Consider the following 26,224-nt stretch of genomic DNA (forward strand, 5'->3'; position numbering starts at 1 on the left):
GGCCACCCGGCCCCAGGCGCACCGGGAGCCGCCTTCGCCCGCACGGGCTGCCTCAGCCTGCGCGGGCAGCTACTACGGACCACAGCCCGCCTGCTGCCGAGCCGATTCCATGAACTTCTTCATCAGAGTGGCGAACGCGGGGCGCCGCTCCTCCTGCTTCAGCCCGTCGGGGACGGCATCGATGAACAGCGTGAGGTCGAAGGCCTCCCCGGATGGCCCGTTACACCCGAGGACGACCGCGGCCCCGCTGTCCCACAGCTTGCTGTTGCCGATGTAGGGCAGCGCCTCAGGGTGGTGCTTCTCCACTTCGGAACCCCAACTGACCTCCTGCCCCGGCGGCCTGCGCCCCGCCGAAGCGGTCAACCGGGGCTTACCGTCGACCTCGATGTTGCAGGTGGCTCTGTTCCGGCCGGCAGTCAGGCGGAGATCTCCCGGCGAGTCGACTCGCACCTCGTCACCGCTCCCGACGAACGGCGCGAGTTCGGCCGGGGTGAACACCCCGAAGCATGTGTATGAAGGCAACTCGGGCGCGCCCGACTTTTCGTCGTCGGAGCAGCCGACCAGCACTGACGTCCCCATGGCACCGGCGACCACCAGCCAGGGGAATCGCACCCGGGACATCAGGCTCCGCCGTTCATGGTCGCTACGAGGCCACGGCCCACGGAATGCGCATTCGCCGCCTCGGTGGACGCAACACCTGCGTAGGAATTGATCGTACGTTCAGACAGCCCCGACCCCCGCGCTGCGATGCGTACCGAATCAGCGGCAGCGGTCGACGCGGCTGTCTGCGACATCGTGAAGTCCGTCCCCGCTTGCTGATTGCTGCCCTCAAGCTTCTTCGCAACGTCGTCCTTCGCCCCCTCGACGACGCTCGCGGCGATGTCCTCCTGCAGCGCAGCCACGATGTCGCCGGCGACGGGTACCAGTTCCAGGTACTTTCCGCCTGCCGCACTGATGCCGCGGTTCACCCACTTGGCGTTTTCCTCGACGCCCTTGACGTATTCCTCCGCCTTGTGGGCGTTCGCCCCGAACGTGCCATCGGCGCGAGCCTGGGACAGCATGCCTGCGATCTCTCCGCCTGGATGCACCGCAACCTTGATCGCAGCATCGACGTCGTCGTACTCGCCCCAATGGGCGAACACGTCGTTGACCAGTGCAGTCGTGAAAGTCCGCTGTGCTGCGGTCATCGCGCCATAGGCGTCAGGGTCCTGGCCCACTGCCCCGATGAACCTGGCCATACCGGCCTTGTCGAACTCGGCCATCACACCGTTTGCCTTGATCGTATGACTGTTGTTGTCCGCCGCCGCCTGGATGTCGGGCATGTACTCCGCCGCCATCTGCCCGAAGTGGCTGGACAGGCCGTTCAGCGGGCCCTCCGGATCCCCCGGCTTCGCCTCGACCAGCTCCGGCTTGTCGCCGACCTTCTCGACGATCCGTTCCATGACGGCCGTCATCGCCTCCGTGTGCGACACGGGCTTCGCGTCCTCGTCGCCCGGGCTGCGGCCCGACACCGCCGCCAACAGGGCGTCGCCGAGGGCGTGTTGGGCCGGGCGCAGGTCTCCGGTACGGGTGGTGTCGAAGCCGTCCACGTACGGCTTCTTGTCGAGCATGTAGTCGACCATGCCCCGCTCCTTGCCGTGCTGCCCGCCGACCGGCTTGTCGTCTTTGGTGACGATGCCGTCCTTGTTGCCGTCCTCGCGGACCGGCTCGTTGAAGAAGGCCGTCGCCGCCTCCGGGTTGTTGCCCAGCGCCTCCATGAGCCCCGTCAGCGGGTAGAAGCCGCGGCCGCCCTCCGGGCCCTGGTTGAGGACGGTCTCCAGGCCGATCGGCGTGTGCAACTCCCAGGCCTGCGGGTCCTTGCGGTCCATCGCGACCATGTCGCGGCCGACCGACGTCAGGAACTCCGTGTCGTACTTCCCCTCGCGCAGCAGCGCGCCGAGCGCCTGGTAGCCGTAGATCTGCCGCACGCCGCCGAAGACGGCCATCTCCTTGCGCCCGGCCTTCATCAGCTGGGTCGTCCAGGCGGCGTCGAGGTGGCCCGGCACGTCCTTGTGGGTGGCCAGGCCGAGCATGGCGCCCAGGTCGCTCTGGATGTTCGAGACCATCAGCGCCCGGTCCCTGCCGGCCGCGCCCAGGCTCGTCGCGTCCAGGGACATCGCGGAGTACATCTGCAGGGTGCCCTCGGCGCCGATGGTGCGGAACAGGCCCGTCGAGAACTCGGGGTCCTCACGGTTGTCGTCCAGCAGCTCCTCCAGCTCGCGCAGCGCCTCGACGTTGCGGGCCGTGCCGCCCGGGCCGGTGACCTTCTTCATCAGGTCGGCGGCGCGGGCCGCCTGTTCGGCGTCGAGGGTGGTGAACTTCGGTCCGCTGAAATCGTGTTCGTCGGCCGCGTTCGCCTGGAGCACGCGGACGAGGGAGTCGTCGGCGTCCTGGGCGTTCTCGACGGCCCGGTTGACCTGGGACTGCCAGGCGTTGCGGTGCGCGTTGAGGGTCTGCTGGTAGTCGGGGTCGTGGCGGGCGGCGTTCCGCTCGGCCTCGGTGGGGAGCGGAACGGCGCTGACCCGCCCGGTGGCGTCGATCCGGAAGCCGGCCGCCGGAGCCTCCGCGGCGAGCCGCTTCAGCTCGTCCTGCGCGGCCTTGAGGGTGGCGTGGGCGTCGGCGAGGACCTGGTGCATCCCCTTGGCGGCCTTGGCCGCGTCCTCGAACTCCTTCGCCGTCTTGTCGACGAACCCGCGCGCCACTGCGGCGGTGACGCCGTTCCAGTCGGCCTTGTCGGACTTCGCCTTCATGCCGGTGCGGGCGGCCTCGGCCATCTCGTCGAGCTTGCCGGCCATCGCCGTCCAGTCGGTGACCGCGGTCTGGAGCTTGTCCAGGGGCGCGTTCATCACGTTCTCGTACGTCAGCATGCCCCGCCGCCCCTACGTGAGGTACTTGTCGATCGCGGACGCCGTGAAGTCGGCGTGGAGCTGCTGCTCGTCCTTGGCGTGGGAGGCGAGGGAGTAGTTCAGGCCGTTGGAGATGGTGGCGCAGGCGGCGACGAGGGTCTTCACCTGGCCCTCCCAGACGGTGTGGGCCTTGGCGAGGGCGGCCCCACTCGCGAACCCCTCCCGGGTCAGGGCCGCGGCGGCCTCGCCGGTCGCGGTGGCGGCGTGCTTGCCGTCGGCCTGGAGGCGGGCGTGCAGCTTGTACGCCTCGGAGCCGACCGCTCCGATCTGGTCCTGGTTGAGCGCGAGGTCAGGGGCGCCGCCTCCGGGCCCGCCGGGTCCTGGTGGGCCGCCGGGGGCCTGGTTGAGCCGCATGGCGGCGCTGGAGTCGGCCGCGGCGCGAGCCGCTAACCATTCCTCGTCGAACGACATCGCGCGAACCTCCGAATGGGAGTCGGTCGGGTCGGGTCAGGGGCGGCCGGTCGGGGGCGGGTCAACGATTCCGGCGCATGACGACGGCGGTGACGGCCCCACCGATGAGCACACACGCCCCGAGCCCGAGCCCGACCCAGAGGAGAGAGCTGCCGCCCTTCTTCTCGGCGGCCTGCGGGGCGGGGGCGGGGGCGGGCGCAACGGAAGCCTTGGCGTCGGGCGACGCGGACGCCTTGCCGCCACCGGCCGCCGCCGCGGCCAGATCGGGCAGCGGGTACACATCGGCCGGGCCGGGATCCCCGGGCGTCTGCAACGCGATCCGGGGCCGGACCACGCCGTAGCCGACGTAGTCGTTGCGCTGCGACCCGTCGACGGGCTTCCCGGCGGTGTTCAGCAGAACGCGCAGCACCTGGTTGTTGGTCCACTCGGGGTGGGCGGACCAGAGCAGGGCGGCGGAGGCGGAGGCGAGAGCGGAGGCGTCACTGGTGCCGGAGGAAGTACAAAGCCCGGTCTTGCCTGCACAAGCCGTGACGATGCCGCTTCCGAATCCAGCCATATCCACCTGCGGACCGTACTGCGACTCCTTAGTTGGCTCACCGCTCGCGTCGATGGCTCCGACCCCGACAACTCCAGGAGTTGCAGCCGGATAAAAGAGTTCGTTGTTTCCGTAGTTTCCTGTGCCAGCGAAAATCAGTTTCCCCTTGGAGAGTGCGTACTTCACAGCTTCGCGGCGCGGTTCGTCATCGCCAGTTGTGCCGTCCACGCCCAGAGAGATGTTGATGATCTTGGCGTCCGAGTCTGCCGCGTATCTGATGGCCGCCACCCACGACGGGGTCGCTCGATTGGTCTCGTGAGGTACGCGGATCGGCAGGATTTTGACGCCGGGTGCGAGCCCGAAGGCGCCATCACCACTCGGATGCTTTCCGCTGCCTGCGATGACTGCAGCCATGGTGGTGCCGTGGCTACTGATATCGGTCCGCTCATCGCCCTCAACGCTATCCGGTTCAAAGTCCTTACCGGGGAGCACTTGCCCTTCAAGTTCCGGGATGCGTTTGACACCAGAATCGATCACCGCAACGGTGACACCCTTGCCAGTGCTTGTCTTCCAGATCTCGTCGGCCTTCATCAGATCGAGATGCCACTGCTGCGATCGGATGGTCTCCGCGTGGGCCGGGGTCGCGGCGACCCCGGCCAGCAGGAGACCCACCAGGGCCGCGGTCGCCTTACGCATGTGCATCCCGTACAACGTCCGTTCTGCTCAGTCGATCACGGGCGGGGCAACACGACGATTGCCCTGCCAGGTCTCTTCGTCCTCGGTCAGGTAATCGGGACGCTCGCTTCCCTGGTTGTCCCGACGCCTACCCGCAGTCTGCGCGCCCGCGCCCGCGCCCGCGTGACCCACAGGACCGGCACCATTGCGGACGAGGCCGGATCCACCCTGGGTGAACGGCTGACCCGCTGCGATCGGACGACCGACCGCACCGGCCTGACGCCCACCCATGACGCCACCGGGCTCCGACGCCAGTCGGCGACCTGCCGGGAGTCCTGCCTGGGTGCCGCCGTAGTGGCCGCCTGCGCCATGCCCCATGCCTCCGCCCATGGGACGACCGGCCTGCGTGCCTTCGCCGATGACCGTACCGCGCGGGATGCCGGAGGTCGGTCCGGTGGACGTTACTGGACGACCGCCCGTGATGCCGGCGTCACGCGGGGGCAGGCCAGGCGTACCGATGACCTTGCCGCCAGGAGGAACGCCAGGACCACCCAATCCGGGGTATGGACCGATGCCCGGACCGGTGGCGAAGGGACCAGGTCCCCCCTTCACGCCTCCTACCAGCGGCACCGTCACGGGCGGCGGGAAGGGGCCGGGTGTGGGGCCGGCTGGACCTGTTGTCGGCGGGAGGCCTGATGTGCTCGTCACTGGAGGCGCAGTGCGGTCGGGAAGCGTCCCGACGCTGTCGATGTCTACATCAACCTCGCGGTCGGGGATTGACGGGACGGAGACCCCCGGAACCGTATTGTCTGGTTTCGGCAGATGCGCCGACACCGAACCCGGCTCGCTTGCAGAGCCACCGCCACCCGATGCCGAGGATCCGTACGAGGGGCTTGAGTAATTCCCCGCCCCAGAACTTGTGCCTGGGCGGGCCCTATCGGTGTCGGCTGCGATACCCTCCGGCACTAGAACCGGCGGCGGCGGCGGAAGCCTCGGGATTTCGACCTTGCCCATCTGCACCGCGGACTGTTCGTACGCCCCGGCCAACTTGTTCATCGCGTCCACGGCTCGCGCGTGGTCGCCGCTCAGCTTCGACCAGGCCTCCTGGCCCAGCTTCACCGCGTCCGGGTCGTTGTGGTACTCGCGGGACGTCGCCAGGTTCTCCCTGAGCTTCGCGTCCGCAGCAGCGTCGTACGGAGGGAAGTTCCCCGCGCCGTCCTTGGACGGCTTGACCTCGTGCATGATCTGCGCCGCATCGGACATGTAATGGCCGCCGACCCTGCTGTAATTGGCCAGGTCAAGCGTGGCGCTGCCCGCGCGGCTCACCCAGTCCTGGAACGCCGTGGCGCCTTCACCCTCCCAGCCCTTGACCTTGTGGTCCTTGAGCTTCTTGCCGATCTGCTCGATCGTCGTGGCGGCCTCGGTGAGCTTCGTGCCCAGCGCCGCGACCTTCGCCGGATCGAGCGACTCGATCATCGCGTGCAGCTGTCCGTGCGTGTAACCCTCGAAGTCCGTCATCCGACATCCACGCCCTTCCTCGTCGCGTTCGGCTGCGGGTTGTCGCCCGTCCCCTTCGTGTGGGGGTCACGGTCCCGGCCGTACTCGTCTTGGGCCTGCTTGGCGATGACGACCATGCGCCGCTTCTGCTCCTCGTCCACCTCGGCGTAGCCGCCGCCCGCGGACAGGACCGCGATGCCCACGGCCTCGATCAGCTCAGCCAGACCCTTCGACAGCTTCTGCAGCTCCGAGTGGACGGTCTTGTACGCCCCGTACAGCTTGTCCGCCTCCGGAAAGCCCTGCCCCAGGGCGCCCGTCGGCAGCGTGCCGTCCGCCAGTTTGTTGTGGTGCGCCGGGGATTCCTGAAGCTTGGTCAGGAGATCGTCCACCAGGCTCTTGTAGCCCTTCAGGTCCTCGTACTGGACCTGGAGGGCCGCCGCCTTCGCCTGTGCGTCCGCCTGGGCTCGGATCGACGCCGCCAAGTCCCCCGACAGGTCTAGCGCCAGAACCCCGACTGTGTCCTCTGCCACGATGGCCTCCCCGACTCCCCGTCCCCGTTCGCACCCGTTCGCACGTGTGCGCGCACACTCTCGGCGATCACTCTAGCGACCGGCACCGACAGGCCCAAGTCCGGGGTTGCACGTGCAATGCGGCTCACATGGTCACGAGTTGGGCGCCCCCACCGCCGCCGAGGGCCTGATCGGGAGCCTGTTGACCGGGCGGCCCGTCGCCGCGCGGACCGCCGAGGCGATCGCCGCCGGGGTCGTCACCACCGGGACCGCGCTCGCCGCCTTCGCGCCGAACGGGGCCACCACGTCGCGTTCCTCCACCAGTTTGACGATGCGGACCGTCGGGGCGTCCAGCGCCGTCGGCAGGGCGTAGCCCGTCAGGTCGGGGTGGCGGACCAGGCCGGCGACCGTGCGGAGGTTCTCCGTCAGGGCCGCGCCCACGCCCTGGGTGACGCCCGCTTCGATACGGGCTTCCAGCTGGCGGGGGTTGAGGATGCGGCCCACGTCCTGGGCCACCGCGAGTTCCACCACCCGTACCGAGCCGAGCTCGACGTCCACGTCGACCACCGCGCGGATCGCGCAGAAGGCGAGGCCGACGAACGCGTCGCCCTGGCCGTCCGCGTCCAGCGGTTCCGTCGGGTGGGGGCGGCACTGGGCGGTCGCCCAGAGCTCCTTGCCCGCCATGGCCTCCGCGACCGACATCGAGAACGCGCCGTCGTACGACGTGATGCGGCCGTCCTGGATCTGCAGGAGTTCCGTCGACATGCCCAGCTTGTGTGCCATGGGCTGCAGGAGCTGGGTGCGGACCATCTTGGCGGCGCGTTCCACCGCGCCGCCCGACACCCACGTGTGGCGGCCGTGCGCCGCGGGGCCGGCCGGCGGCTGGTCGGTGTCCACCGGGGCCACCGCCACCTCGTCGACGCCCAGGACCTCCTGGACGATCTGGCGGGCCAGGGTGCCGAAGCCCTGCCCGGTGTCGACGGCCGCGCAGATGACCGTGGCCGCGCCGTCGACCACCTTCACCGTGGCGGTGGAGACCTCGTCGGTCCCCTCGGCGCCGAGCATGTGCACCATGCCGACGCCGTAGCCGACGCCGCGCCGCACCGCGCCGGGCTCGCCCGCGCCCTCCGGGCCGCCCGGCAGCAGCCACTCGTCCTCGGGCGCGTCCTTCGGCAGCGCGGGCAGTTCGAAGTCGCGTACCGACCGGAGGAGTTCGGCCACCGGGGCCGGGCAGGTCACCGTCTGGCCGGTCGGGAGGAGGTCCCCCGTCGCCAGGACGTTGCGCATGCGCAGTTCCGCGCCGTCGATGCCGAGGGCCGCCGCGAGCTTGTCCATCTGGCCCTCGTACGCGGCGCACACCTGCATCGCGCCCTCGCCGCGGACGTGGCCCGACGGCGGGTTGTTGGTGCGTACGACCCAGCCCTCGACGAAGGCGTGCGGGACGACGTACGGGCCGCAGGCGAAGGCCACCGCCGCCGCCAGGGATTCGGCGGAGGCGTCGGCGTACGCGCCCGCGTCCATCAGGATCTGCGCCTCGACCTTGACCAGGCGGCCCTCCGCGTCCGCGTGGTGGCGGTAGCGCAGCAGGGTCGGGTGGCGGTGGGTGTGGCCGAGGAAGGACTCCTCGCGGGTGGCGGCCAGCTTCACCGGGCAGCCCGTACGCAGGGCGAGGAGGCCGAGCGGGAGCTGGAAGGCGGCGTCCTCCCGGTCGGCCGTCGCGCCGGGCACGCCGGTGACGACGACGCGTACGCGGTCCGGTTCCAGGCCGAAGCAGGCGGCGGCCAGGTCGCGGTCGGTGTGCGGGTCGGTGGAGGCGGTGTACAGGTCGACGCCGCCGTCGGGGCGGGGCACGGCCAGGCCGGCCTCGGCGCCGATGGGCGCGGGGTCCTGGCGGCCGATTCGGTACAGGCCCTCGACGACGACCTCGCCGGTGGCCTCCACGTCGCCGTAGCGCAGCGGGATGTGCCGGATCAGGTTGCCGTCGGGGTGCAGGGGGGCGGCCCCGAAGGACTGCTCGGGGTCGGTGACCGGGTCGAGGAGTTCGTACTCGACGGCGATCGCGGCCGCGGCGAGCCGTGCCGTGTCGGGGTGGTCGGCGGCGACGGCGGCGATGGGCTCGCCGTGGTGGCGCACGACGTCGTGCGCGAACACCGGCCGGTCGGCGATCCGGCGGCCGTGGGTGGTGGCGCCGGGCACGTCGGCGTGGGTGACGACGGCACGGACGCCGGGCATCTCGGCGGCGGCCGTGGTGTCGATGGAGACGATCCGGGCGTGGGCGTGCGGGGAGCGCAGCACGGCGGCCCACAGCAGGCCCTCGGCCCACAGGTCGGCGGCGTAGGGGAAGGTGCCCTCGGTCTTGGCGCGGGTGTGGGTGGCCTCGACCGAGGCGCCGATGCCGCGCGGGACCTGCGGGCCGTCCGGTTCCGGTGTCGTCGCCGTCAGTGCGGTCGTCGTGGTGTGGACCGTCGTCGCGGTCGCCGCGTCCTGCCCGCTCACGCCGTGCCTCCGTGGTGGATGCCGCCCTCGCCGGGCGCTGCCTGGTGCGGGATGCGCGTGTCCGGCACGCCCTCGGCCTGCGGCTGGGCGTGCCCCTGCATCGGGGCCGAGGCCGTCTCCGCGGACGCGGCCGACGCGGCCTCCCGCCCGGCCACGACCTCGCGCACGGCCTCGACGACGCCCGCGTAGCCGGAGCAGCGGCAGAGGTTGCCGCACAGCGCCTGGCGGGTCTCCAGCTCGCTGGGGGCGTGGTTGCCCTCCAGCAGGTCGTGGATGGTCATGGCCATGCCGGGTACGCAGAATCCGCACTGCACCGCACCCGACCTGCACAACGCCTGCTGCACGTCCGAGAGTTCCCCGCCCGTCGCGAGGCCTTCGACGGTGCGGACCTCGCTGCCGGCCGCCGTCGCCGCCGGGACCAGGCAGGAGGCGACGAGCCGGCCGTCGACCTGCACGGCGCAGGCGCCGCACTCGCCCTGCGAGCAGCCGTCCTTGGCGCCGGCGAGGCCGAGGCGCTCGCGCAGCACGTAGAGGAGGGACTCGCCGATCCAGGCTCCGGTGACGGGCCGGTCGGCGCCGTTGACGCGCAGGACGTAGGAGGCCTGCGGGTGCTCGTGGTGGACGGCGTCGGCGGGATGCTCTTCATCCTCGTACGCCGACACATCGGCCGGGATCCCTTCGCCGTCCGCCGGCGCCGGGGGCTCCGCCGGGCTGTCGGCGGTGTCCCCGGGCGGCGTGGAGCCGGCCGGGATCTCCTCGGGGGCCGGAGCGGTCCCGGCCGGCGTCTGCCCTTCGGCGTCGGCGTGCTCCGCAGCGGGTGCCGGTGCGGGTGCCGGTGCCGTCGCGGCCGCCGGTGCGGGGGCGGGCTCGGCGGCCGGGACGGCGAAGCCGCGGCCGTCCGTCGCGGCGGGCTCCGGCGCGGCAGGCTCCGTGGCGGCGGTCTCCGGCGCGGCGGCCTCCGCTTCGGGGGCGTGGCCGGGCTGGCCGGACTGGCCGGGCGCGGGCTCCGGCGCCTGGCCGAAGGCCGAGAAGCCGTGGCCGTCGGTGTCGGCGGGGCGTGCCGAACGACCGGTGTGCCCGGGGTGTTCGGGGTACTCGGTGTGCCCGGCCCGCCCGCTGTGCTCGGTGTGCCCCGAATGTCCGAAGGGGTCGGCGGGTTCGGCGTGCCGGCCGTGTTCCGCGTGCGCGGTGTCCGCGTCCGGCGCCTCGACCCGCGGTCCGCCGAAGAGGTCCGTGCCGCCGGCCGTCCCGGCCGTCCCGGCGGGCTCCTGCGCCGCGGTTGCCGGACGGGGCCGCTCCCCCGCGAGCGCCGTGGCCGCAGGGCCGTGTGCGGCCTCGATGTCGTGCGGTGCCTGGTGGGCGGGCTCGGCCTCCTGCAGGGCGGTGCCGACGCCGGGGCCGCCGAGCACGCGCGGCCCGCGGCCCGGGGCGCCCACACCGGGTCCGCCGAGCAGCCGTCCGGCGGCCTGTGCCGTGGCGGCGGAGGCCGCGGCCGCGGCGGCGGCCTCGTCCGTGCCGGGCAGGACGCCCGCGTCCTGCCCGCCGTGCGCCTGGCCGGGGTCGGAGCCGAGGCCCTGGCCGGGGTCCGCGGCCGGCTGCTGCGTCAGGTAGGCCCACGGGGCCGGGGCGCCGCCCGGCAGGGTCGCCGGGGCCTGGCTCCAGTCCGCGTCCAGGCCGCCCGTGCGGTAGTCGCCCTGCTGCGGGGCGAAGTCCTGCACGGCCCACTGGCCGGTCGTCGACGGCGCGCCCTCGGGCTCGTGCACCGCCTCGGGGAACCGCCACTCCGCCGTCTCGCCGGGGTCGTGCGCCGGCTCCGCCTCGGGCGCGGCATCCGCGAAGGCGGCCGCCACGGACTCCGGGATGGGGATCGAAGCGGGGATCGGCCCGCCGACGGAGGCGGCAGAAGCAGAACCCGGACCGGAAGCACCTGAAGCGCCCGAAGCGGAACCAGCCTCCGGCCACTGCGCCGGGATCGCCCACGTGCCCGTGGCCGCCGGGTCCGTGCTCGCCGATCCCAGCGGCACGATCATCGGCGGCGGCACGTAGCCGTGTCCGGGCGCCGCGAGGGGCTCACCGGTGCCGAGCGCGTCCAGCATGTCCTGCGGCAGTTTCACGAAGGCCGTGGCGTCCGAGTCGTACTCGCCGCCCTGCGGGACCGGTTCCCAGCCCCAGCCCGCCGCGCCGTTCCCCTGGGTCACGTTCTCGTTCTCGTTCTCGCTCATGAGGTCAGTGCCCTTCCGAGGGCCCTCCGTGCCAGCACGGCCACCGTCCGCCGCAGGTGCAGTACGCCCGGAGCCACCGGTTCCCCCTGGTCGGGGACGCAGGCGGCCGCGACGTACTCGCCGAAGGCCTCCAGCGCCTCGGGGGCCAGGCTCCGCCCGCCGTCCCAGTCGATCAGCGAGGCCACCCACTGCTCGGCCTCCAGGGGGCGCAGCGGCATCGGTGCCACGGCGCCGATCGCGCAGCGCACGCCCCGGCGTGCCGGGTCCAGTACGAGCCCCACGGACGCCACCGCGCGCCCGGGCCCCGTGCGCCCGGTGGCTTTGAGGAACACCTGCGGGGCGTGCAGCAGCGGCACCCGCACGAAGCCGATGAGCTCGCCGGGCCGCAGCATCTCCCGGCCGGCCAGGAGGTGCGAGACCGGGATCTCGCGCTGCCCGCCCGGACCGACGATGACGAGTACGGCCTCCAGCGCGGCCAGCACGGGCAGTGCGTCGCCGGTGGGCGCGGCGCTGGCGATGTTGCCGCCGAGGGTGCCGGCGTTGCGGATCTGCGGGGGCCCGGCGGAGCGCGCGGCGGCCGCGAGCCCGGGGATCAGGGCGGCGAAGTCCGGCCGGCCCATCCGGGCGTGCGTGAGGCCGGCGCCGAGCAGCGCGTGGCCGTCCTGGTACTGCCAGCCGCGGATCTCGTTGATCCGGCCCAGGCCGACCAGGGCGGCGGGCCTCAGCAGCCCGGCGTTGACAGCGGCCATGAGGTCGGTGCCGCCCGCGACGGGAACGGCGGCGGGCATGGCGGTGAGCGCCGCGACGGCCTCGTCGAGCGAGGCCGGCAGCGTCACGGACTGCGCCGCCTGCCGCCCCTGAGCCCCCTGAGGTGAATCAGGTGCGTGCGGTGCGTGCGGTGCGTGCGTGGTCAACCCAGCTGCCCCTTCCCGATGTCCCGGTCCTGGCGCTCACGCCTGTCCGCCGTACGGTACGTGCTCACCGCCGGGACGTGGCAACTCTGGCACATCTTCCGGGCCGCCCGCCGCGAGGGTCCTCCCAGCGGCCGACGCCTCCCCCGCGCCCCCGCGCGCTTCGTCGGGCCCGGGCTCCCGCCGGGCCGCCCGGTCGCCTGTGGTCACGCCCCGTACGGGGCGGGGTGACGGCTTCGCCGGACCTCTTCCGCCTCGCCCCCGAACGTCCGATTTTCCCCGCATAGCGGGAAATGCAGCCAGAGTTCCGGACCCGGTCTGTTTCCGGCCGGGTCGCGCCCGCGCCCCCGTGTCACACGTTCGGGGGCGCGCCCTCGACCGGGCGCCCCCGGACTCCGGGCCGCCGCTGCCACGGCAACGGGCCGCCCGGCGGCCGGTATCCGACGCCGAGCGCGTCCAACCGCGGGTAGTGCGCGGCCATCCGCTCCTCGAACCACGCGAAGTCGCGCTCGCCGGGCGCCGGCTGCCACGACCACACCGCTTCGGCGAAGGCCGCCAGCCGCGGGAACACCTGGTAGTCGACCCGGCCCTGGTCCTGCGTCACCTCGGTCCACATGTTGGCCTGCGCGCCCAGCACATGGGCCGCGGCCTGCGGCGTCAGCGTCGGCGGGACCGGCTCGAAGCGGTAGACGTCCTCCAGCGTGCGCACGTACCCGATGGGCATCGGCTCGTCCGGGCCGCCCGCCTGACGGTGGTCCAGGTACACCTGCTGCTCGGGGCACATCACCACGTCGTGGCCGGCCTCGGCGGCGGCGATCCCGCCCGCGCGGCCGCGCCACGAGGACACGGCCGCGCCGGGTGCGAGCCCGCCCTCCAGGATCTCGTCCCATCCGATCAGCCGCCGCCCGCGCTCGGCGAGCCAGCCGTCGAAGTGCCGGATGAACCAGGACTGCAGCCCGTCCTCCCCGTCCACGCCCAGCTCCCGGATCCGCCGCTGCGCGACCGGGGAGGCCTTCCACTGCGTCTTGGGGCACTCGTCGCCGCCCACGTGCACGAAGGGCGAGACGTCCGCCGGGAACAGCTCCAGCAGTTCCTCGAAGACTCCCTCGTAGAAGCGCAGCACGGCGTCGGTCGGCGCGAGGACGTTCTCGCAGATTCCCCAGTCGTCCCAGACGCCGAGGGCCGCGGTGTCGACGACGTCGGTGTTGCCCAGCTCCGGGTAGGCGGCGATCGCGGCCTGGGAGTGCCCCGGTACGTCGATCTCCGGGACGATCCGGACGTGCCGCTCGGCGGCGTACGCCACGATCTCGCGGATGTCGTCCTGCGTGTAGAAGCCGCCGTGCGGGGTGTCGTCCCACAGCGGCGAGGCCCGGTGGCCGCGGCGGCTGCGCGCCCGCCACGCCCCGACCTCCGTGAGGCGCGGGTGGCGCCTGATCTCGATGCGCCAGCCCTGGTCGTCGGTCAGGTGCAGGTGGAGCACGTTGAGCTTGTGGGCGGCGAGCAGGTCGATGTAGCGCAGCACGCCGTCCTTGGGTGTGAAGTGCCGGGCGACGTCGAGCATCATCCCGCGCCAGCCGAAGCGGGGGCCGTCGACGACGTCGGCGTACGGCAGGCTCCATGTGCGGCCGGGCAGCGGCGCCTTGCGGTACGCGTCGGGTCCGAGCAGCTGGCGCAGGGTCTGGGCGCCCCAGAAGAGTCCGGCCGCCGTCGCTCCCGTCAGCTCCGCCCCGCCCTCGCCGATGCCGATGCGGTACGACTCCGGCCCGCTGTCCCCCGCGACGTCCGGGTCGATCCGCAGCCGCAGCTCCGCGACCGCGCCCCCGCCGGAGCCCGGCCCCGATCCGGATCCCGGCCCGGCGGCGGGCAGTGCCCAGCCGGTGGCCGCCCCCAGCTCCCGCCGGAGCCAGCGGGCGACGGTTCCGGTACCGGGCCCGGCGTCGAGGACCGGCTCGGGGCCGAACGTGAAGCGGTGCCCGTCCTCGTCGAGGAGTACGGCCCGGGGTGCGGGGATCAGGCCCGTGCGGATCAGGCCCGTGCGGATCAGGCGCGTGCGGATCAGGTCCGTGCGGATCAGGTCCATGCGTCACAGCCCTTCGCGGCAGCGTTGCGTTGCGCCCTGCGCAACAGGCGTTCCGCGGGGCGCTCGTCGCGCCGACCCTAGCGCGCCCCGGGGGCATGGCGAAGGCCCCCGGACGCACGATGGTGCGCCGGGGGCCTCGGTCCCGCGAAAGGCAGGGGTGCGGGGGCTCGGACTACTTGTCCTTGCCGCCCTTGTCCTTGTCCCCGCCGGGGCCCATGGACTCGTAGATCTCCTTGCACATGGGGCAGACCGGGTACTTCTTCGGGTCCCGGCCCGGTACCCAGACCTTGCCGCAGAGCGCGACGACGGGGGTCCCGTCGAGCGCGCTCGCCATGATCTTGTCCTTCTGGACGTAGTGGGCGAAGCGCTCGTGGTCGCCGTCACCGTGCGACACCTGCGGCGTCGGCTCTACGAGGGTCCCCGTGCCAGTCCCGCGCTCGGGCTCAAGAGTGCTCATGGACCCAGGGTACTTAACCCCGGGCCAGTCAGTTGAGCGACGGGTCGTCCGGATAGGTGGCGACCATCGCGAGATCGCTGCGCTGGCGGCGCAGCACCGACCGCCACAGCCGCTCCGGGTCCGGCGAGGACACGTCCCCGGGCTCCGACTCCACCACGTACCAGGCGCCCTCGCCCACCTCCTCCTCCAGCTGGCCCGGGCCCCAGCCGGAGTAGCCGGCGAAGATGCGCAGGGCCCCCAGGGCGGAGGCCAGCAGCTCCGGCGGCGTCTCCAGGTCGACCAGCCCGATCGCCCCGTGCACGCGGCGCCAGCCGATCGGCCCCTCCTCGCCCGGGATGACGGCCAGGCCGAGAGCGGAGTCCAGCGCCACCGGCCCGCCCTGGAACACCACGCCGGGGGCTCCGGCGAGCGGGGCCCAGGGCAGCAGGACGTCGCCGACGCCCACCGGGGTCGGCCGGTTGAGGACCACGCCGAGGGAGCCCTGCTCGTCGTGGTCGAGCAGCAGCACCACCGCGCGGTCGAAGTTCGGGTCCGCGAGGGCTGGGGTGGCCACGAGCAGCCGCCCTGTGAGGGAGGACACCTCGGTCATGCCGCCATGATCCCGCACATCCGCCGTTTCCGGGGAGCGCGCGGGGGATCGGATCGCCCGCGGCTCGACACGGGGGGCGGCGGTGGGGCGCGGGTCCGGACGAAGTAGGTCCGGACGAAGTGGGCGGAACGCAACGCTCCGCCATGTGGTGGATACGGAGGGTGTTGTACCGAATTCATGACAGTCCTACGGCCACGTCGGCCTTACGAACAAGGGGGTGGTGGCCCTTACCCTTTTCCCTGGCCCCCTGCCCACCCCTCTCCGGAACGCGAGATTCATGACCGGCATCAGTGACGATGTACTGCTTGTCCACGGCGGCACCCCGCTTGAGGGCGAGATCCGTGTCCGCGGTGCGAAGAACCTCGTGCCCAAGGCCATGGTCGCCGCTCTGCTCGGCAGCGGACCCAGCCGGCTGCGCAACGTTCCCGACATCCGCGACGTGCGCGTCGTGCGCGGCCTGCTCCAGCTGCACGGGGTGACGGTCCGTCCCGGCGAGGAGCCGGGCGAGCTCGTGCTCGATCCCACCCACGTCGAGAGCGCGAACGTCGCCGACATCGACGCCCACGCGGGCTCTTCGCGGATCCCGATCCTCTTCTGCGGTCCGCTGCTGCACCGCCTCGGCCACGCCTTCATCCCGGGCCTCGGCGGCTGCGACATCGGCGGCCGGCCGATCGACTTCCACTTCGACGTGCTCCGCCAGTTCGGCGCGACCATCGAGAAGCGCGAGGGCGGCCAGTACCTGGAGGCCCCACAGCGGCTGCGCGGCTGCAAGATCCGCCTGCCCTACCCGTCCGTCGGCTCGACCGAGCAGGTGCTGCTGACGGCCGTCCTGGCCGAGGGCGTCACCGAGCTCAGCAACGCCGCCGTGGAGCCGGAGATCGAGGACCTCATCTGCGTGCTGCAGAAGATGGGCGCCATCATCTCCATGGACACCGACCGCACCATCCGGATCACCGGTGTGGAGCGGCTCGGCGGCTACAACCACAAGGCGCTCCCGGACCGCCTGGAGGCCGCGTCCTGGGCTTCCGCGGCCCTCGCCACGGGCGGCAACATCTACGTGCGCGGCGCCCAGCAGCGCTCGATGATGACCTTCCTGAACACGTACCGGAAGGTCGGCGGCGCCTTCGAGATCGACGACGACGGCATCCGCTTCTGGCACCCGGGCGGCCCGCTCAACGCCATCGCGCTGGAGACGGACGTGCACCCCGGCTTCCAGACCGACTGGCAGCAGCCGCTGGTCGTGGCCCTGACGCAGGCCTCCGGCCTGTCGATCGTCCACGAGACCGTCTACGAGTCCCGGCTCGGCTTCACCTCGGCGCTCAACCAGATGGGTGCTCACATCCAGCTGTACCGCGAGTGCCTGGGCGGCTCGGCCTGCCGCTTCGGCCAGCGCAACTTCCTGCACTCGGCGGTCGTCTCCGGCCCGACCAAGCTGCAGGGCGCCGACCTGGTCATCCCCGACCTGCGCGGCGGGTTCTCGTACCTGATCGCGGCGCTGGCCGCGGAGGGCACCTCGCGGGTCCACGGCATCGACCTGATCAACCGCGGCTACGAGAACTTCATGGAGAAGCTCGTCGAGCTCGGTGCGAAGGTCGAGCTCCCGGGCGGCGACCTCGTCTAGCCTCTGCGCCCGTACGGGCATGGGAAAGCCCCCCGGTCCCGCAAGGGCCGGGGGGCTTTCGCATGCCCCGTGCGTACCGCGCGCATCAGGCGGGCGGCCCGCGACGGGCCCCGGTGGCCCCTGGCGGGCCCTGACGGGGCCTCACAGGCCCTGCCAGGGCCCGCGGGTGCCGGGGGAGGCGGCACGGGCCGCGCGGGGCGGCGCCGGGCGGAGCGCGGACAGGCAGAAGGGCGGCCTCCCCGCGCGGGGTGGCCGCCCTTCACCGTTCTACGTACTACTGCTGCATTCAGCCGTGCTCGACGCCGGGCGAAGACCTGCGCGGCCTCCGGCGCCGGGGCAGGACCTACTTGCCCTTGGCGGCTTCCTTGAGCTTGGAGCCCGCGGAGACCTTCACGCTGTAGCCGGCCGGGATCTGGATGGGGTCGCCGGTCTGCGGGTTGCGCGCGGTGCGAGCGGCACGGTGGGTGCGCTCGAAGGTCAGGAAGCCGGGGATGGTGACCTTCTCGTCGCCCTTGGCGACAATCTCGCCGACGGTCTCGGCGAGCGCGGCCAGAACGGCGTCGGCGTCCTTGCGGGTCACCTCGGCGCGCTCGGACAGAGCGGCCACCAGCTCACTGCGGTTCATGTTGTACTCCCGTGTTCAACTTGCCTTAGAGGCGTGAGATCGAAGCCGATGCTGCCAGGGCCCTAGGACAGTCCCCGGACCCGGGTCTGAACGTCAGACCCTCTCGCCCGGTTACGCATCCTGCCCCCACCAGCGGCGGGAAAGCCAATCCGGCACCCGCCGGGGTCACACGAAAAGCGCCACAGTCACGCCCCGGTGACGCTCCGTCCGCACCCGTGGGATGCGAACAGCGGAGCTCGTTGGCATCCCCGCAACCCTAGAGGCGGCCCGGCGGGCCCGCATCTCGCGACGCGCCGGGGATCAGGGAGCCGTGAGGCCCGTCACAGACCCGTTCTGCACGGCCGAGGCGGCCTTGCGGACGGCGCCCGCGACCGCGCCGGCGACCTTGTCGTTGAACACCGACGGGATGATGTAGTTCGCGTTCAGCTCGTCCTGGCCGACGACGTCCGCCAGCGCGGTCGCGGCGGCCAGCATCATGCTGGTGTCCACCGTGCGGGACTGGGCGTCCAGCAGGCCGCGGAAGACGCCCGGGAAGACCAGGACGTTGTTGATCTGGTTCGGGAAGTCGGAGCGGCCGGTGGCGACCACGGCGGCGGTCTGGCGGGCCACGGCCGGGTCCACCTCGGGGTCCGGGTTCGCGAGCGCGAACACGATGGCGCCTTCCGCCATGGCGGCGACGTCCTCGCCGGACAGCACGTTCGGGGCCGAGACGCCGATGAAGACGTCGGCGCCGACCACGGCCTCCTTCAGAGTGCCGGTGTAGCCCTCGGGGTTGGTGTTGTCGGCGATCCAGCGCAGCGGGGAGTCCGCGGCCGCGTCGACGAGGTCCGGGCGGCCGGCGTGCACGACGCCGTGGATGTCGGCGCTGACGGCGTTCTTCACGCCCGCCGCGAGGAGCAGCTTGAGGATGGCGGTGCCGGCCGCGCCGGCGCCCGACATGACGACCTTGACGTCTTCAACCGCCTTGCCCACCACACGCAGTGCGTTGGTGAGGGCCGCGAGCACGACGATCGCGGTGCCGTGCTGGTCGTCGTGGAAGACGGGGATGTCGAGGGCCTCGCGCAGCCGGGCCTCGATCTCGAAGCAGCGCGGCGCGGAGATGTCCTCCAGGTTGATGCCGGCGAAGCCCGGGGCGATGGCGCGGACGATCTCGACGATCTTGTCGGTGTCCTGGGTGTCCAGGCAGATCGGCCAGGCGTCGATGCCGGCGAAGCGCTTGAAGAGGGCCGCCTTGCCCTCCATGACGGGCAGCGCGGCCATCGGGCCGATGTTGCCCAGGCCCAGCACGGCGGAGCCGTCCGTCACGACTGCGACGGAGTTGCGCTTGATGGTCAGGCGGCGCGCGTCCTCGGGGTTCTCGGCGATGGCGGTGCACACGCGGGCGACGCCCGGGGTGTAGATCATCGAGAGGTCGTCGCGGTTGCGGATGGGGTGCTTGGACGACATCTCGATCTTGCCGCCGAGGTGCATCAGGAACGTACGGTCGGAGACCTTGCCGAGGCTGACGCCCTCGATGCCGCGCAGCTTCTCCACGATCTCGTCCGCGTGCGCGGTGGAGGTCGCGGCGATGGTGACGTCGATCCGCAGCTTCTCGTGGCCGGACGCGGTCACGTCGAGACCGGTGACCGAGCCGCCGGAGGACTCCACGGCGGTGGTGAGCTGGGAGACCGCGGTTCCGCTCGCGGGCACTTCCAGGCGGACCGTCATCGAATACGAGACGCTGGGCGCCGTTGCCATGGCCGTGTTTCCTCTTCTGTCCCTGGTTCGCTTAACACACAGGGCCCGCGCTCCGCAGCAGATGCGGCAGGACCTGTTGTCCGATCGTCCCACCTACCAGCCGGTACAAGGTAACCAGCTACAAATTTCGGAAAGACTCTTCCACCATACGAGATATTCAGGGGTCGTGGAACGGTGGGGTCATACGAAACAGGTCCGCGCCCCCCACAGGTGGGGAGCGCGGACCTGGTTTCCTCTACGTTTACGACACCGACCCGCCATGCTCGCCTCGCGGCAAGTGGTCGCTCTGAGCGACGAAGGTTGGGCCCGGGGGCTTGGATCGAGTCGGTGCCGTACCCAGGCTAACAAAGGATCGCCGAATGCGATCCCCCTGCTCGCGCTCGGTTCAGGGGACCACGCTCCTGGCCGCGGACCATACGGCCGTACGCGGCGCCGCGGGCCCCGGCCGCTACGGGAGCAGCAGCTCCGGCACCCCGTGCGCGTCCGGCTTGTCCGCTTCGGCCGAGACCACCGTCAGCTGCTGCGTCGCACGCGTCAGCGCCACGTACAGCACCCGCAGGCCCGCCGGGGACTCGTCCGCGATCTCCGCCGGGGAGACGACCACGGTGGCGTCGTACTCCAGGCCCTTGGCCTCCAGGCTGCCGAGTGCCACGGCCCGTCCGCCCAGGTCGGCGAGCCAGCCCGCGGCCTCCGCACGCCGGTCCATGGCCACGACCACACCGACGGTGCCGTCCACCTGCTCCAGCAGCCGACGCGTCTCCTCCCGCACCACGGAGCCCAGCTCCGCGCCGGCGGCCGTGAACCGCGGCTGGAGTCCCGTCGAACGCACCGCCGACGGCGGCTCCATCCCGGGCATCGCCAGGCGCAGCACCCGGGAGGCGACCTCGGCGACCTCGGCCGGGTTGCGGTAGTTGACCGTGAGGGTGAAGCGCCGGCGCGGCCGGGACCCCAGCGCCTCGTCGCGGGCGGCGGCCGCCTCCTCCGGATCTGTCCAGGAGGACTGCGCCGGGTCGCCGACGACCGTCCACGTGCCGTGCCGGCCCCGGCGGCCCACCATCCGCCACTGCATGGGCGTCAGGTCCTGCGCCTCGTCCACGATGACGTGCGCGTACTCGGTGCGCTCCGCGGCGAGCCGCTCGGCCCGCTCCCACTGGGTCTCCTCGCGGGTCGGCATCAGCTCCTCCAGCCCGCTGAGCTGCTCCAGCGGGTCCAGCTCCCGCTTCCGCTTCGGCCGGGCGAGGGCGCCGAGGAGCTGCTGGAGCTCGTCGAGCAGCGCCACGTCGTGCACGGACAGAGGGCCCTTGCCGTCCGGGCCCACCCGGCGCAGCGAGCGGGCCAGCTGGCGGGTCTCGCGCGGGTTCAGGTCCCGCCGGGACCAGCGGCCGAGCCTGCGCTCGTCGGCCATCGCGGCGAGGACCCGGCGCGGGGTCAGCTCGGGCCACCAGGCGTCGAGGAAGCCGATGAAGGCGTCCTCGGTGGAGACGTCCTCGTCGAAGGCGGACCGCAGCTCGGCGGCGAGTTCCGGGTCGCTGTGCCGGCCGGACGCGCCGGTCTTCGCGTACAGGGCGTCGAGCAGCAGCTTGCGGGCGCGCGGGCGCAGCAGGTTCACGGGCGCGGTGCCGCCGAGTACGTTCTGCCGGATCCGGTTCAGCTCGTCGGCCTCCAGCTCCTGGCGGCGGCCGAAGGCCACCACGCGCAGCCGGTCGGGCGCCGGGCCCTGCCGGCCGCCGAGTTCGAGGGTGCCCCGTACGGCCTTGCGCAGGACCTTGAGCATCCGGGAGGAGCCCTTGATCCGGGCCACGGCCGGGTCGTCGTACGTGGTCGCCTCGGCGCCGTCGACCAGTGAGCCGAGCGCCCGGATGGCGACCTGGCCCTCCTCGCCGAGGGAGGGCAGCACGCCCTCCGTGTAGGCGACGAGCAGCGGCGTCGGGGAGACGACGAGGATGCCGCCGGAGTAGCGGCGGCGGTCCTGGTAGAGCAGGTACGCGGCGCGGTGCAGGGCGACGGCGGTCTTGCCGGTGCCGGGACCGCCGGCGACCTCGGCGACGGAGGCGGCGGGGGCCCGGATGACCAGGTCCTGCTCGGCCTGGATGGAGGAGACGATGTCGCGCATGGAGTGCGTGCGGGCCCGCCCGAGCGCGGCCATGAGCGCTCCGTCGCCGATGGCGGGGAGCTCGCGGCCGTCGAGGAAGGCGGTGACCTCGGGGCGCATCAGGTCGTCCTCGACGCCCAGCACCTTGCGGCCCTTGGAGCGGATGACGCGGCGGCGCACGACACGGCCGGGGTCCTTCGGGGTGGACCGGTAGAAGGGGGCGGCGGCCGGTGCGCGCCAGTCGATGACCAGCGGGGCGTAGTCGGAGTCGAGGACTCCGATGCGGCCGATGTGCAGGGTCTCGGCGATGTCGGCCGTGAGGTCCTCGCGGATCGCCTCGTCGGCGGGCTCGACGGAGGTGTACGCGCCGTCCGGCCCGCGTTCGCCGTCCTTGCCGAGCACCAGGTCGATGCGGCCGAAGAGGAAGTCCTCGAACTCGTTGTTGAGCCGGTTCAGGTGGATGCCGGCCCGGAAGACCTGCGCGTCGCGTTCGGCCAGGGCTCCGGGGGTGCCGACCTGGCCGCGCTGGGCGGCGTCGTTCATGAGGAACTCCGCCTCGTGGATCTTCTCCTCAAGGCGCCGGTACACCTGGTCGAGATGCGTCTGCTCGACCGCGATCTCCCGATCGCGGACGGAATCCGCCGTGCTGTCGACAGCGGCATTCTGCGCGGCCACCAAGGCCCCCTTCTGACGTGCATGGGCGACCGTCAACCGTACGCGAAGCGGCCCCCTGTGCGCACGCTCGTTCCGCGACGGGTCTCGCTCGGTGATACGCCGGCTACCGGGATCCGGACGCCATGAGCCGTCGGCGGTGGCGGGCGACGCGTTCGCGGTTGCCGCACAGCTCGCTGGAGCACCACCGGCGGCGGTGGCCGCGGGAGGTGTCCAGGTAGACGCGGGTGCAGCCGTCGCCGGCGCAGGCCCGCAGCAGGGCGCGGTCGCCGGGGTCGGTCAGCAGCTCGACGGCGTCGCGGGCGACGGCGGCGAGCAGCGCCCCGCATTCCACGCCGCCGCACAACTCCCGTACGAGGTGCCCTTCCTGGTCCCGTACGGCGCACAGACCCGGGGGTGGTCCGGCGGCCAGCGCGTTGACCCGGGCCAGGGCGCCCTCGTCCGGCTCGGTGCCGGACAGCTCCGCCCGTACGAGGGCCTCCACGTCGGCGCGCAGGGCGCGGAAGGCCTCGGCCCAGTCGGGTCCCACCCGGGCCAGCGGTGTCCGGTCGGGCACGAGCCCGGCCCCGGCGAGCCACAGCCGCAGCTCGTCGCCGTCCGGGATCCCCTCGCGCGGGGTGAAGGTGGCCACCAGGTCCAGGCAGACCCGCCCGGAGTCGAACCGCATGCCCGTCACCGCCTCGCGTCGTGGGGCGCCTCCCCAGAGTGCCCGTACGCCGCCCGCGGGGGAAGCCCCCGAACCGGTACCTCCGGTGGCAGGCGCCGGGCGGGCCCCGCGGGGCAGATCCCCGCCCGGCCGGCCCGATCCGGCTCCGCCGTCCCAATCCAGCCTCGCCGGCGTTTGAGGCGCGGGGATGCGGCGGTGCGCCCCGCTCAAGGGGCCGGCGGGTGGTCGTGGAGGATGCGCTGGAAGAGGCGGTGGTCGCGCCAGGCGCCGTTGATGTGCAGGTAGCGCGGTGCGAGTCCGTACTGCTCGAAGCCCGCCTTGGCCAGCACCCGCTGCGAGGCCAGGTTGTCGACCAGGGTTCCGGCCTCGACCCGGTGCAGTCCCACCTCGTCGCGGGCGATCCGGCAGACCTCCCGGACGGCGGCCGTGGCCAGCCCCTTGCCCCGGCAGGCCTCGTCGACCCAGTAGCCGACGCCGCCGCTGCTCAGCGGTCCGTGCTGGATGTTGCCGAGGTTGACGGTGCCCAGCGGTGTGCCGCTCGCGACGTCGACGAACAGGAACGGCAGCAGCCGGCCGGCGTCCCGGGACTCCAGCTGCTGTGCGATCCGCTCCCGCTGGCCCTGCTCCGTGTAGAAGGCGTCCGGCCGGTCCGGCTCGGTCGGCGCCATGTTCGCCCGGTTCCGCGCGAACGCCCCGGCCAGCGCGGCGGCGTCGTCCGGTGCGACGCCCCTCATCTCCACCCCGTCAACGATCATCATCCGGGCACGCTAACCGACGGCTCCCCCGGCCGGCACCGCAGCGTTCCGGGGAGCCGCCGCGTACTTGTCCTCGCCGCCCGCGTCCAGCGACAGCCGGTAGCCGCGCTTGACCACCGTCTGGATGAGGTTCGGCGCCCCCAGCGCCGCCCGCAGCCGGGCCATCGCCGTCTCCACGGCGTGCTCGTCGCGGCTCGCGCCGGGCAGTGCCCGCAGCAGGTCGGCGCGGGCCACCACCCAGCCCGGGCGCCGGGCGAGGGCCCGCAGCAGGGCCATCCCGGCGGGCGGCACCGCCCGCAGTTCGTCGTCGACGAGGACGGCGTGCCCGCGGATCTCCAGCCGGTGCCCCGCCACCGGCAGCACCCGGGCCCGGCCGGGCAGCTCCCGGCAGAGCAGCTGCACCAGCGGGCCCAGCCGGAACCGCTCCGGCTGCACCGTTTCCACGCCGAGCGCCTGCAGCGGCAGCGCGGTCACCGGCCCGACGCATGCGGACAGCACGCTGCCGCGCAGCGCGTCCAGGACGGCCTCCCGCATCCCGCGCTCCTCGGCACGGGACAGCAGCGAGGCCGCCGCCGGGGCGGAGGTGAAGCTGACGGCGTCCACCCCGCCGACGGCGATGGCGTCGATCAGCCGGTCCAGCGGCGCGAGGTCCTCCGGGGCCATCCACCGGTACACCGGGACGACCACCACCTCGGCCCCGCCGGCCCGCAGCGCCTCGACGAAGCCGGGCAGCGGCTCCCCGTGCAGCTGGAGGGCGATCCGCCGGCCGGCGACCCCTGCCGCCAGCAGCCGCTCCAGTACCTCGGCGAGCGACTCCGACTCCGGGGACCACTCCTCCACGAGCCCGGCGGCCCGGATGGCGCCCTTCACCTTCGGCCCGCGCGCCAGCAGTTCGGTGGAGCGCAGCGTCTCCAGGAGGCCTTCGCCGACCCCCCATCCGTCGGCGGCCTCGACCCAGCCGCGGAAGCCGATGGCGGTGGTGGCGACGACCACGTCCGGCGGGCAGCCGATCAGTTCCTTGGTGGCGGAGAGCAGTTCGCTGTCGTCGGCGAGCGGCACGATGCGCAGTGCCGGCGCGTGCAGCACCGCCGCTCCGCGCCGCCGCAGCAGCGCGATGAGCTCGTCCGCGCGCCGGGCGGCGGTGACCCCGACGGTGAATCCCGCGAGCGGGCCGGTGTTCCTGTCGTCCATCGTGACCTGCCTACTGACGCATGGGGGGCGGTACGGGTGCACCGAGCCTGCCAACTCGGCGTGTCGGACTCGGTTCACCCGTATTTCGCCCCGGTTACACCGACGTGAGCTGCGGTTTCGCCGGGGCCTCGGACGCCTCGGACGCCTCGGCCGTCACCGCCGCCGGGCGGCGAAGGTATACCGCCCACGTCACGGCGCAGCACAGCGCGTAGAAGCCGAGGAAGGTGACGAAGGCCGTCATGCCCGATCCGGAGGTGCGGAACGCCTCCCGGAAGACCAGGTTGATGCCCAGTCCGCCGAGCGCCCCGATGGCGCCGATCAGCCCCATGGAGGCCCCGGAGAGGCGCCGTCCGTACGCCGCGGCGGCCTCGCCGCTCATCCCGCGCGCCAGTGCCTTCGCCTGGAAGATGCCCGGGATCATCTTGTACGTCGAGCCGTTGCCGAGCCCGCTCAGGACGAACAGGGCCACGAATCCGACGAGGAAGACGGGCAGGGAGGCGCGCTGCGAGGCGAAGACGACCACTCCGGTCGCCGCGGCCATTGCCACGAACGTGCCGAGGGTGATCCGCGCCCCGCCGTAGCGGTCCGCGAGCGCCCCGCCCACCGGCCTGATCAGCGAGCCGAGCAGCGGTCCGATGAAGGTCAGCGAGGCGGCCTGGAGCGGGGTGCGCCCGAATTCGGTCTGCAGGACCAGTCCGAAGGCGAAGCTGTAGCCGATGAAGGACCCGAACGTCCCGACGTAGAGGAACGACATGATCCAGGTGTGCGCTTCGCCCAGGGCCTCGCGGACCGCTCCGGTGTCGTTGCGCACGGGCGCCAGGTTGTCCATCCGTACGGCCGCCAGTACCGCCGCGAGCACGACCAGCGGGATGTAGGCGCCCAGCAGCAGCCGCGGGTGGCCGGCTCCGGCGGTGGCGATGACCAGCAGCCCGGCCAGCTGGACGACGGGGACGCCGATGTTGCCGCCGCCGGCGTTCAGGCCGAGCGCCCAGCCCTTCTTCCGCAGCGGGAAGAAGGCGTTGATGTTGGTCATGGAGGAGGCGAAGTTGCCGCCGCCGACGCCGGTGAGGGCGGCGACGAGCAGGAAGGTCCCGTAGGAGGTCCCCGGCTCCATCACCACGATCGCGGCGACCGTCGGCGCGAGCAGCAGCAGGGCGCTGACGACGGTCCAGTTCCGGCCGCCGAACCGGGCGACCGCGAAGGTGTACGGCACCCGTACGAAGGCGCCCACGCACGTCGCGGTCGCGATCAGGAAGAACTTCCCGGCCGGGTCGATGCCGTATTCGGGTCCCATGAAGAGGACCATCACCGACCACAGGGACCAGATGGAGAAGCCGATGTGCTCGGAGAGCACGGAGTACAGGAGGTTGCGGCGGGCGATCCGCTCCCCGCCCTCCTTCCAGAACGTCTCGTCCTCGGGATCCCACTGCTCGATCCAACGGCCCCGCTTGCGCGGTGCGGTCGTACCGGTCATCACACGCCTCCACAGCTGTCGCGTCCGTGGTGACGACCGTAGGAAGGGCGCGTTTCGGCCCCG

General features: G+C 72.6%; 20 protein-coding genes. 1 reads left to right on the plus strand and 19 read right to left on the minus strand.

Annotated features, from left to right (window positions below):
- Positions 1-72: 72 nt before the first annotated feature.
- From BSL84_RS12600 to BSL84_RS12655, 12 genes are all read right to left on the minus strand, one after another.
- The gene (locus BSL84_RS12600; RefSeq protein WP_075970362.1) at positions 73-621 is read right to left on the minus strand and encodes a hypothetical protein; all 549 of its coding nucleotides are present in this window, start codon (positions 619-621) and stop codon (positions 73-75) included.
- The gene (locus tag BSL84_RS12605; RefSeq protein WP_075970363.1) at positions 621-2,906 is read right to left on the minus strand and encodes a hypothetical protein; all 2,286 of its coding nucleotides are present in this window, start codon (positions 2,904-2,906) and stop codon (positions 621-623) included. Before BSL84_RS12605 ends, BSL84_RS12600 begins: the two co-directional genes overlap by 1 nt.
- A gap of 12 nt (positions 2,907-2,918) precedes the next feature.
- Positions 2,919-3,356 (minus strand): hypothetical protein, encoded by a 438-nt coding sequence (locus BSL84_RS12610; RefSeq protein ID WP_075970364.1) that lies wholly within the window; start codon positions 3,354-3,356, stop codon positions 2,919-2,921.
- Between the two features lie 61 nt (positions 3,357-3,417).
- Positions 3,418-4,593, minus strand: a complete 1,176-nt coding sequence (gene mycP / locus BSL84_RS12615; protein WP_075970365.1) for a type VII secretion-associated serine protease mycosin — start codon at positions 4,591-4,593, stop codon at positions 3,418-3,420.
- 21 nt (positions 4,594-4,614) lie between these two features.
- A complete protein-coding gene (locus BSL84_RS36045; RefSeq protein ID WP_159393515.1) occupies positions 4,615-6,084 on the minus strand; it encodes a WXG100 family type VII secretion target in 1,470 nt (489 codons plus the stop codon).
- Positions 6,081-6,593 carry a hypothetical protein gene (locus tag BSL84_RS12625; RefSeq protein WP_159393516.1) on the minus strand — a complete coding sequence of 171 codons (513 nt, stop codon included), beginning with the start codon at positions 6,591-6,593 and terminating at the stop codon, positions 6,081-6,083. Before BSL84_RS12625 ends, BSL84_RS36045 begins: the two co-directional genes overlap by 4 nt.
- A 132-nt stretch (positions 6,594-6,725) precedes the next feature.
- Positions 6,726-9,014 carry a xanthine dehydrogenase family protein molybdopterin-binding subunit gene (locus tag BSL84_RS12630; RefSeq protein ID WP_234363621.1) on the minus strand — a complete coding sequence of 763 codons (2,289 nt, stop codon included), beginning with the start codon at positions 9,012-9,014 and terminating at the stop codon, positions 6,726-6,728.
- A 50-nt stretch (positions 9,015-9,064) separates the two neighbouring features.
- A complete protein-coding gene (locus BSL84_RS12635; RefSeq protein ID WP_075970367.1) occupies positions 9,065-11,290 on the minus strand; it encodes a 2Fe-2S iron-sulfur cluster-binding protein in 2,226 nt (741 codons plus the stop codon).
- Positions 11,287-12,204 (minus strand): FAD binding domain-containing protein, encoded by a 918-nt coding sequence (locus BSL84_RS12640; RefSeq protein ID WP_075970368.1) that lies wholly within the window; start codon positions 12,202-12,204, stop codon positions 11,287-11,289. The genes BSL84_RS12635 and BSL84_RS12640 overlap by 4 nt, the downstream gene beginning before the upstream one ends.
- 349 nt (positions 12,205-12,553) lie before the next feature.
- Positions 12,554-14,281, minus strand: a complete 1,728-nt coding sequence (locus BSL84_RS12645; protein WP_079273176.1) for a beta-N-acetylhexosaminidase — start codon at positions 14,279-14,281, stop codon at positions 12,554-12,556.
- 172 nt (positions 14,282-14,453) lie between these two features.
- Positions 14,454-14,738 carry a DUF3039 domain-containing protein gene (locus BSL84_RS12650; protein WP_030010729.1) on the minus strand — a complete coding sequence of 95 codons (285 nt, stop codon included), beginning with the start codon at positions 14,736-14,738 and terminating at the stop codon, positions 14,454-14,456.
- Positions 14,739-14,766: 28 nt separating this feature from the next.
- Complete coding sequence (locus tag BSL84_RS12655) at positions 14,767-15,327, minus strand: YqgE/AlgH family protein (RefSeq protein WP_030027547.1); 561 nt, start codon at positions 15,325-15,327, stop codon at positions 14,767-14,769.
- 277 nt (positions 15,328-15,604) lie between these two features.
- Between BSL84_RS12655 and murA the strand changes: the two genes are divergently transcribed.
- On the plus strand, positions 15,605-16,948 hold the full coding sequence (gene murA / locus BSL84_RS12660; RefSeq protein ID WP_030027546.1) for a UDP-N-acetylglucosamine 1-carboxyvinyltransferase: 1,344 nt from the start codon (positions 15,605-15,607) through the stop codon (positions 16,946-16,948).
- A 343-nt stretch (positions 16,949-17,291) separates the two neighbouring features.
- Here murA and BSL84_RS12665 read toward each other — a convergent pair whose 3' ends face one another.
- The 7 genes from BSL84_RS12665 to BSL84_RS12695 all read right to left on the minus strand — a co-directional run bounded on the left by BSL84_RS12665 (position 17,292) and on the right by BSL84_RS12695 (position 26,161).
- Positions 17,292-17,573 carry an HU family DNA-binding protein gene (locus tag BSL84_RS12665; protein WP_007264399.1) on the minus strand — a complete coding sequence of 94 codons (282 nt, stop codon included), beginning with the start codon at positions 17,571-17,573 and terminating at the stop codon, positions 17,292-17,294.
- A 300-nt stretch (positions 17,574-17,873) separates the two neighbouring features.
- Positions 17,874-19,310 (minus strand): NAD-dependent malic enzyme, encoded by a 1,437-nt coding sequence (locus tag BSL84_RS12670; RefSeq protein ID WP_030027545.1) that lies wholly within the window; start codon positions 19,308-19,310, stop codon positions 17,874-17,876.
- A 448-nt stretch (positions 19,311-19,758) separates the two neighbouring features.
- On the minus strand, positions 19,759-22,077 hold the full coding sequence (locus BSL84_RS12675) for a HelD family protein (RefSeq protein ID WP_075970369.1): 2,319 nt from the start codon (positions 22,075-22,077) through the stop codon (positions 19,759-19,761).
- Between the two features lie 103 nt (positions 22,078-22,180).
- Entirely contained in the window at positions 22,181-22,741 is a 561-nt protein-coding gene (locus BSL84_RS12680) for a CGNR zinc finger domain-containing protein (RefSeq protein ID WP_030027543.1), read from the minus strand.
- Between the two features lie 206 nt (positions 22,742-22,947).
- Positions 22,948-23,496 carry a GNAT family N-acetyltransferase gene (locus tag BSL84_RS12685; RefSeq protein ID WP_030030643.1) on the minus strand — a complete coding sequence of 183 codons (549 nt, stop codon included), beginning with the start codon at positions 23,494-23,496 and terminating at the stop codon, positions 22,948-22,950.
- A 12-nt stretch (positions 23,497-23,508) separates the two neighbouring features.
- The gene (locus tag BSL84_RS12690) at positions 23,509-24,687 is read right to left on the minus strand and encodes a uroporphyrinogen-III synthase (RefSeq protein WP_075970370.1); all 1,179 of its coding nucleotides are present in this window, start codon (positions 24,685-24,687) and stop codon (positions 23,509-23,511) included.
- 94 nt (positions 24,688-24,781) lie between these two features.
- The gene (locus BSL84_RS12695) at positions 24,782-26,161 is read right to left on the minus strand and encodes an MFS transporter (RefSeq protein WP_030030641.1); all 1,380 of its coding nucleotides are present in this window, start codon (positions 26,159-26,161) and stop codon (positions 24,782-24,784) included.
- Between the last annotated feature and the right edge of the window lie 63 nt (positions 26,162-26,224).

It is taken from the genome of Streptomyces sp. TN58, assembly GCF_001941845.1.
Lineage (GTDB): Bacteria > Actinomycetota > Actinomycetes > Streptomycetales > Streptomycetaceae > Streptomyces.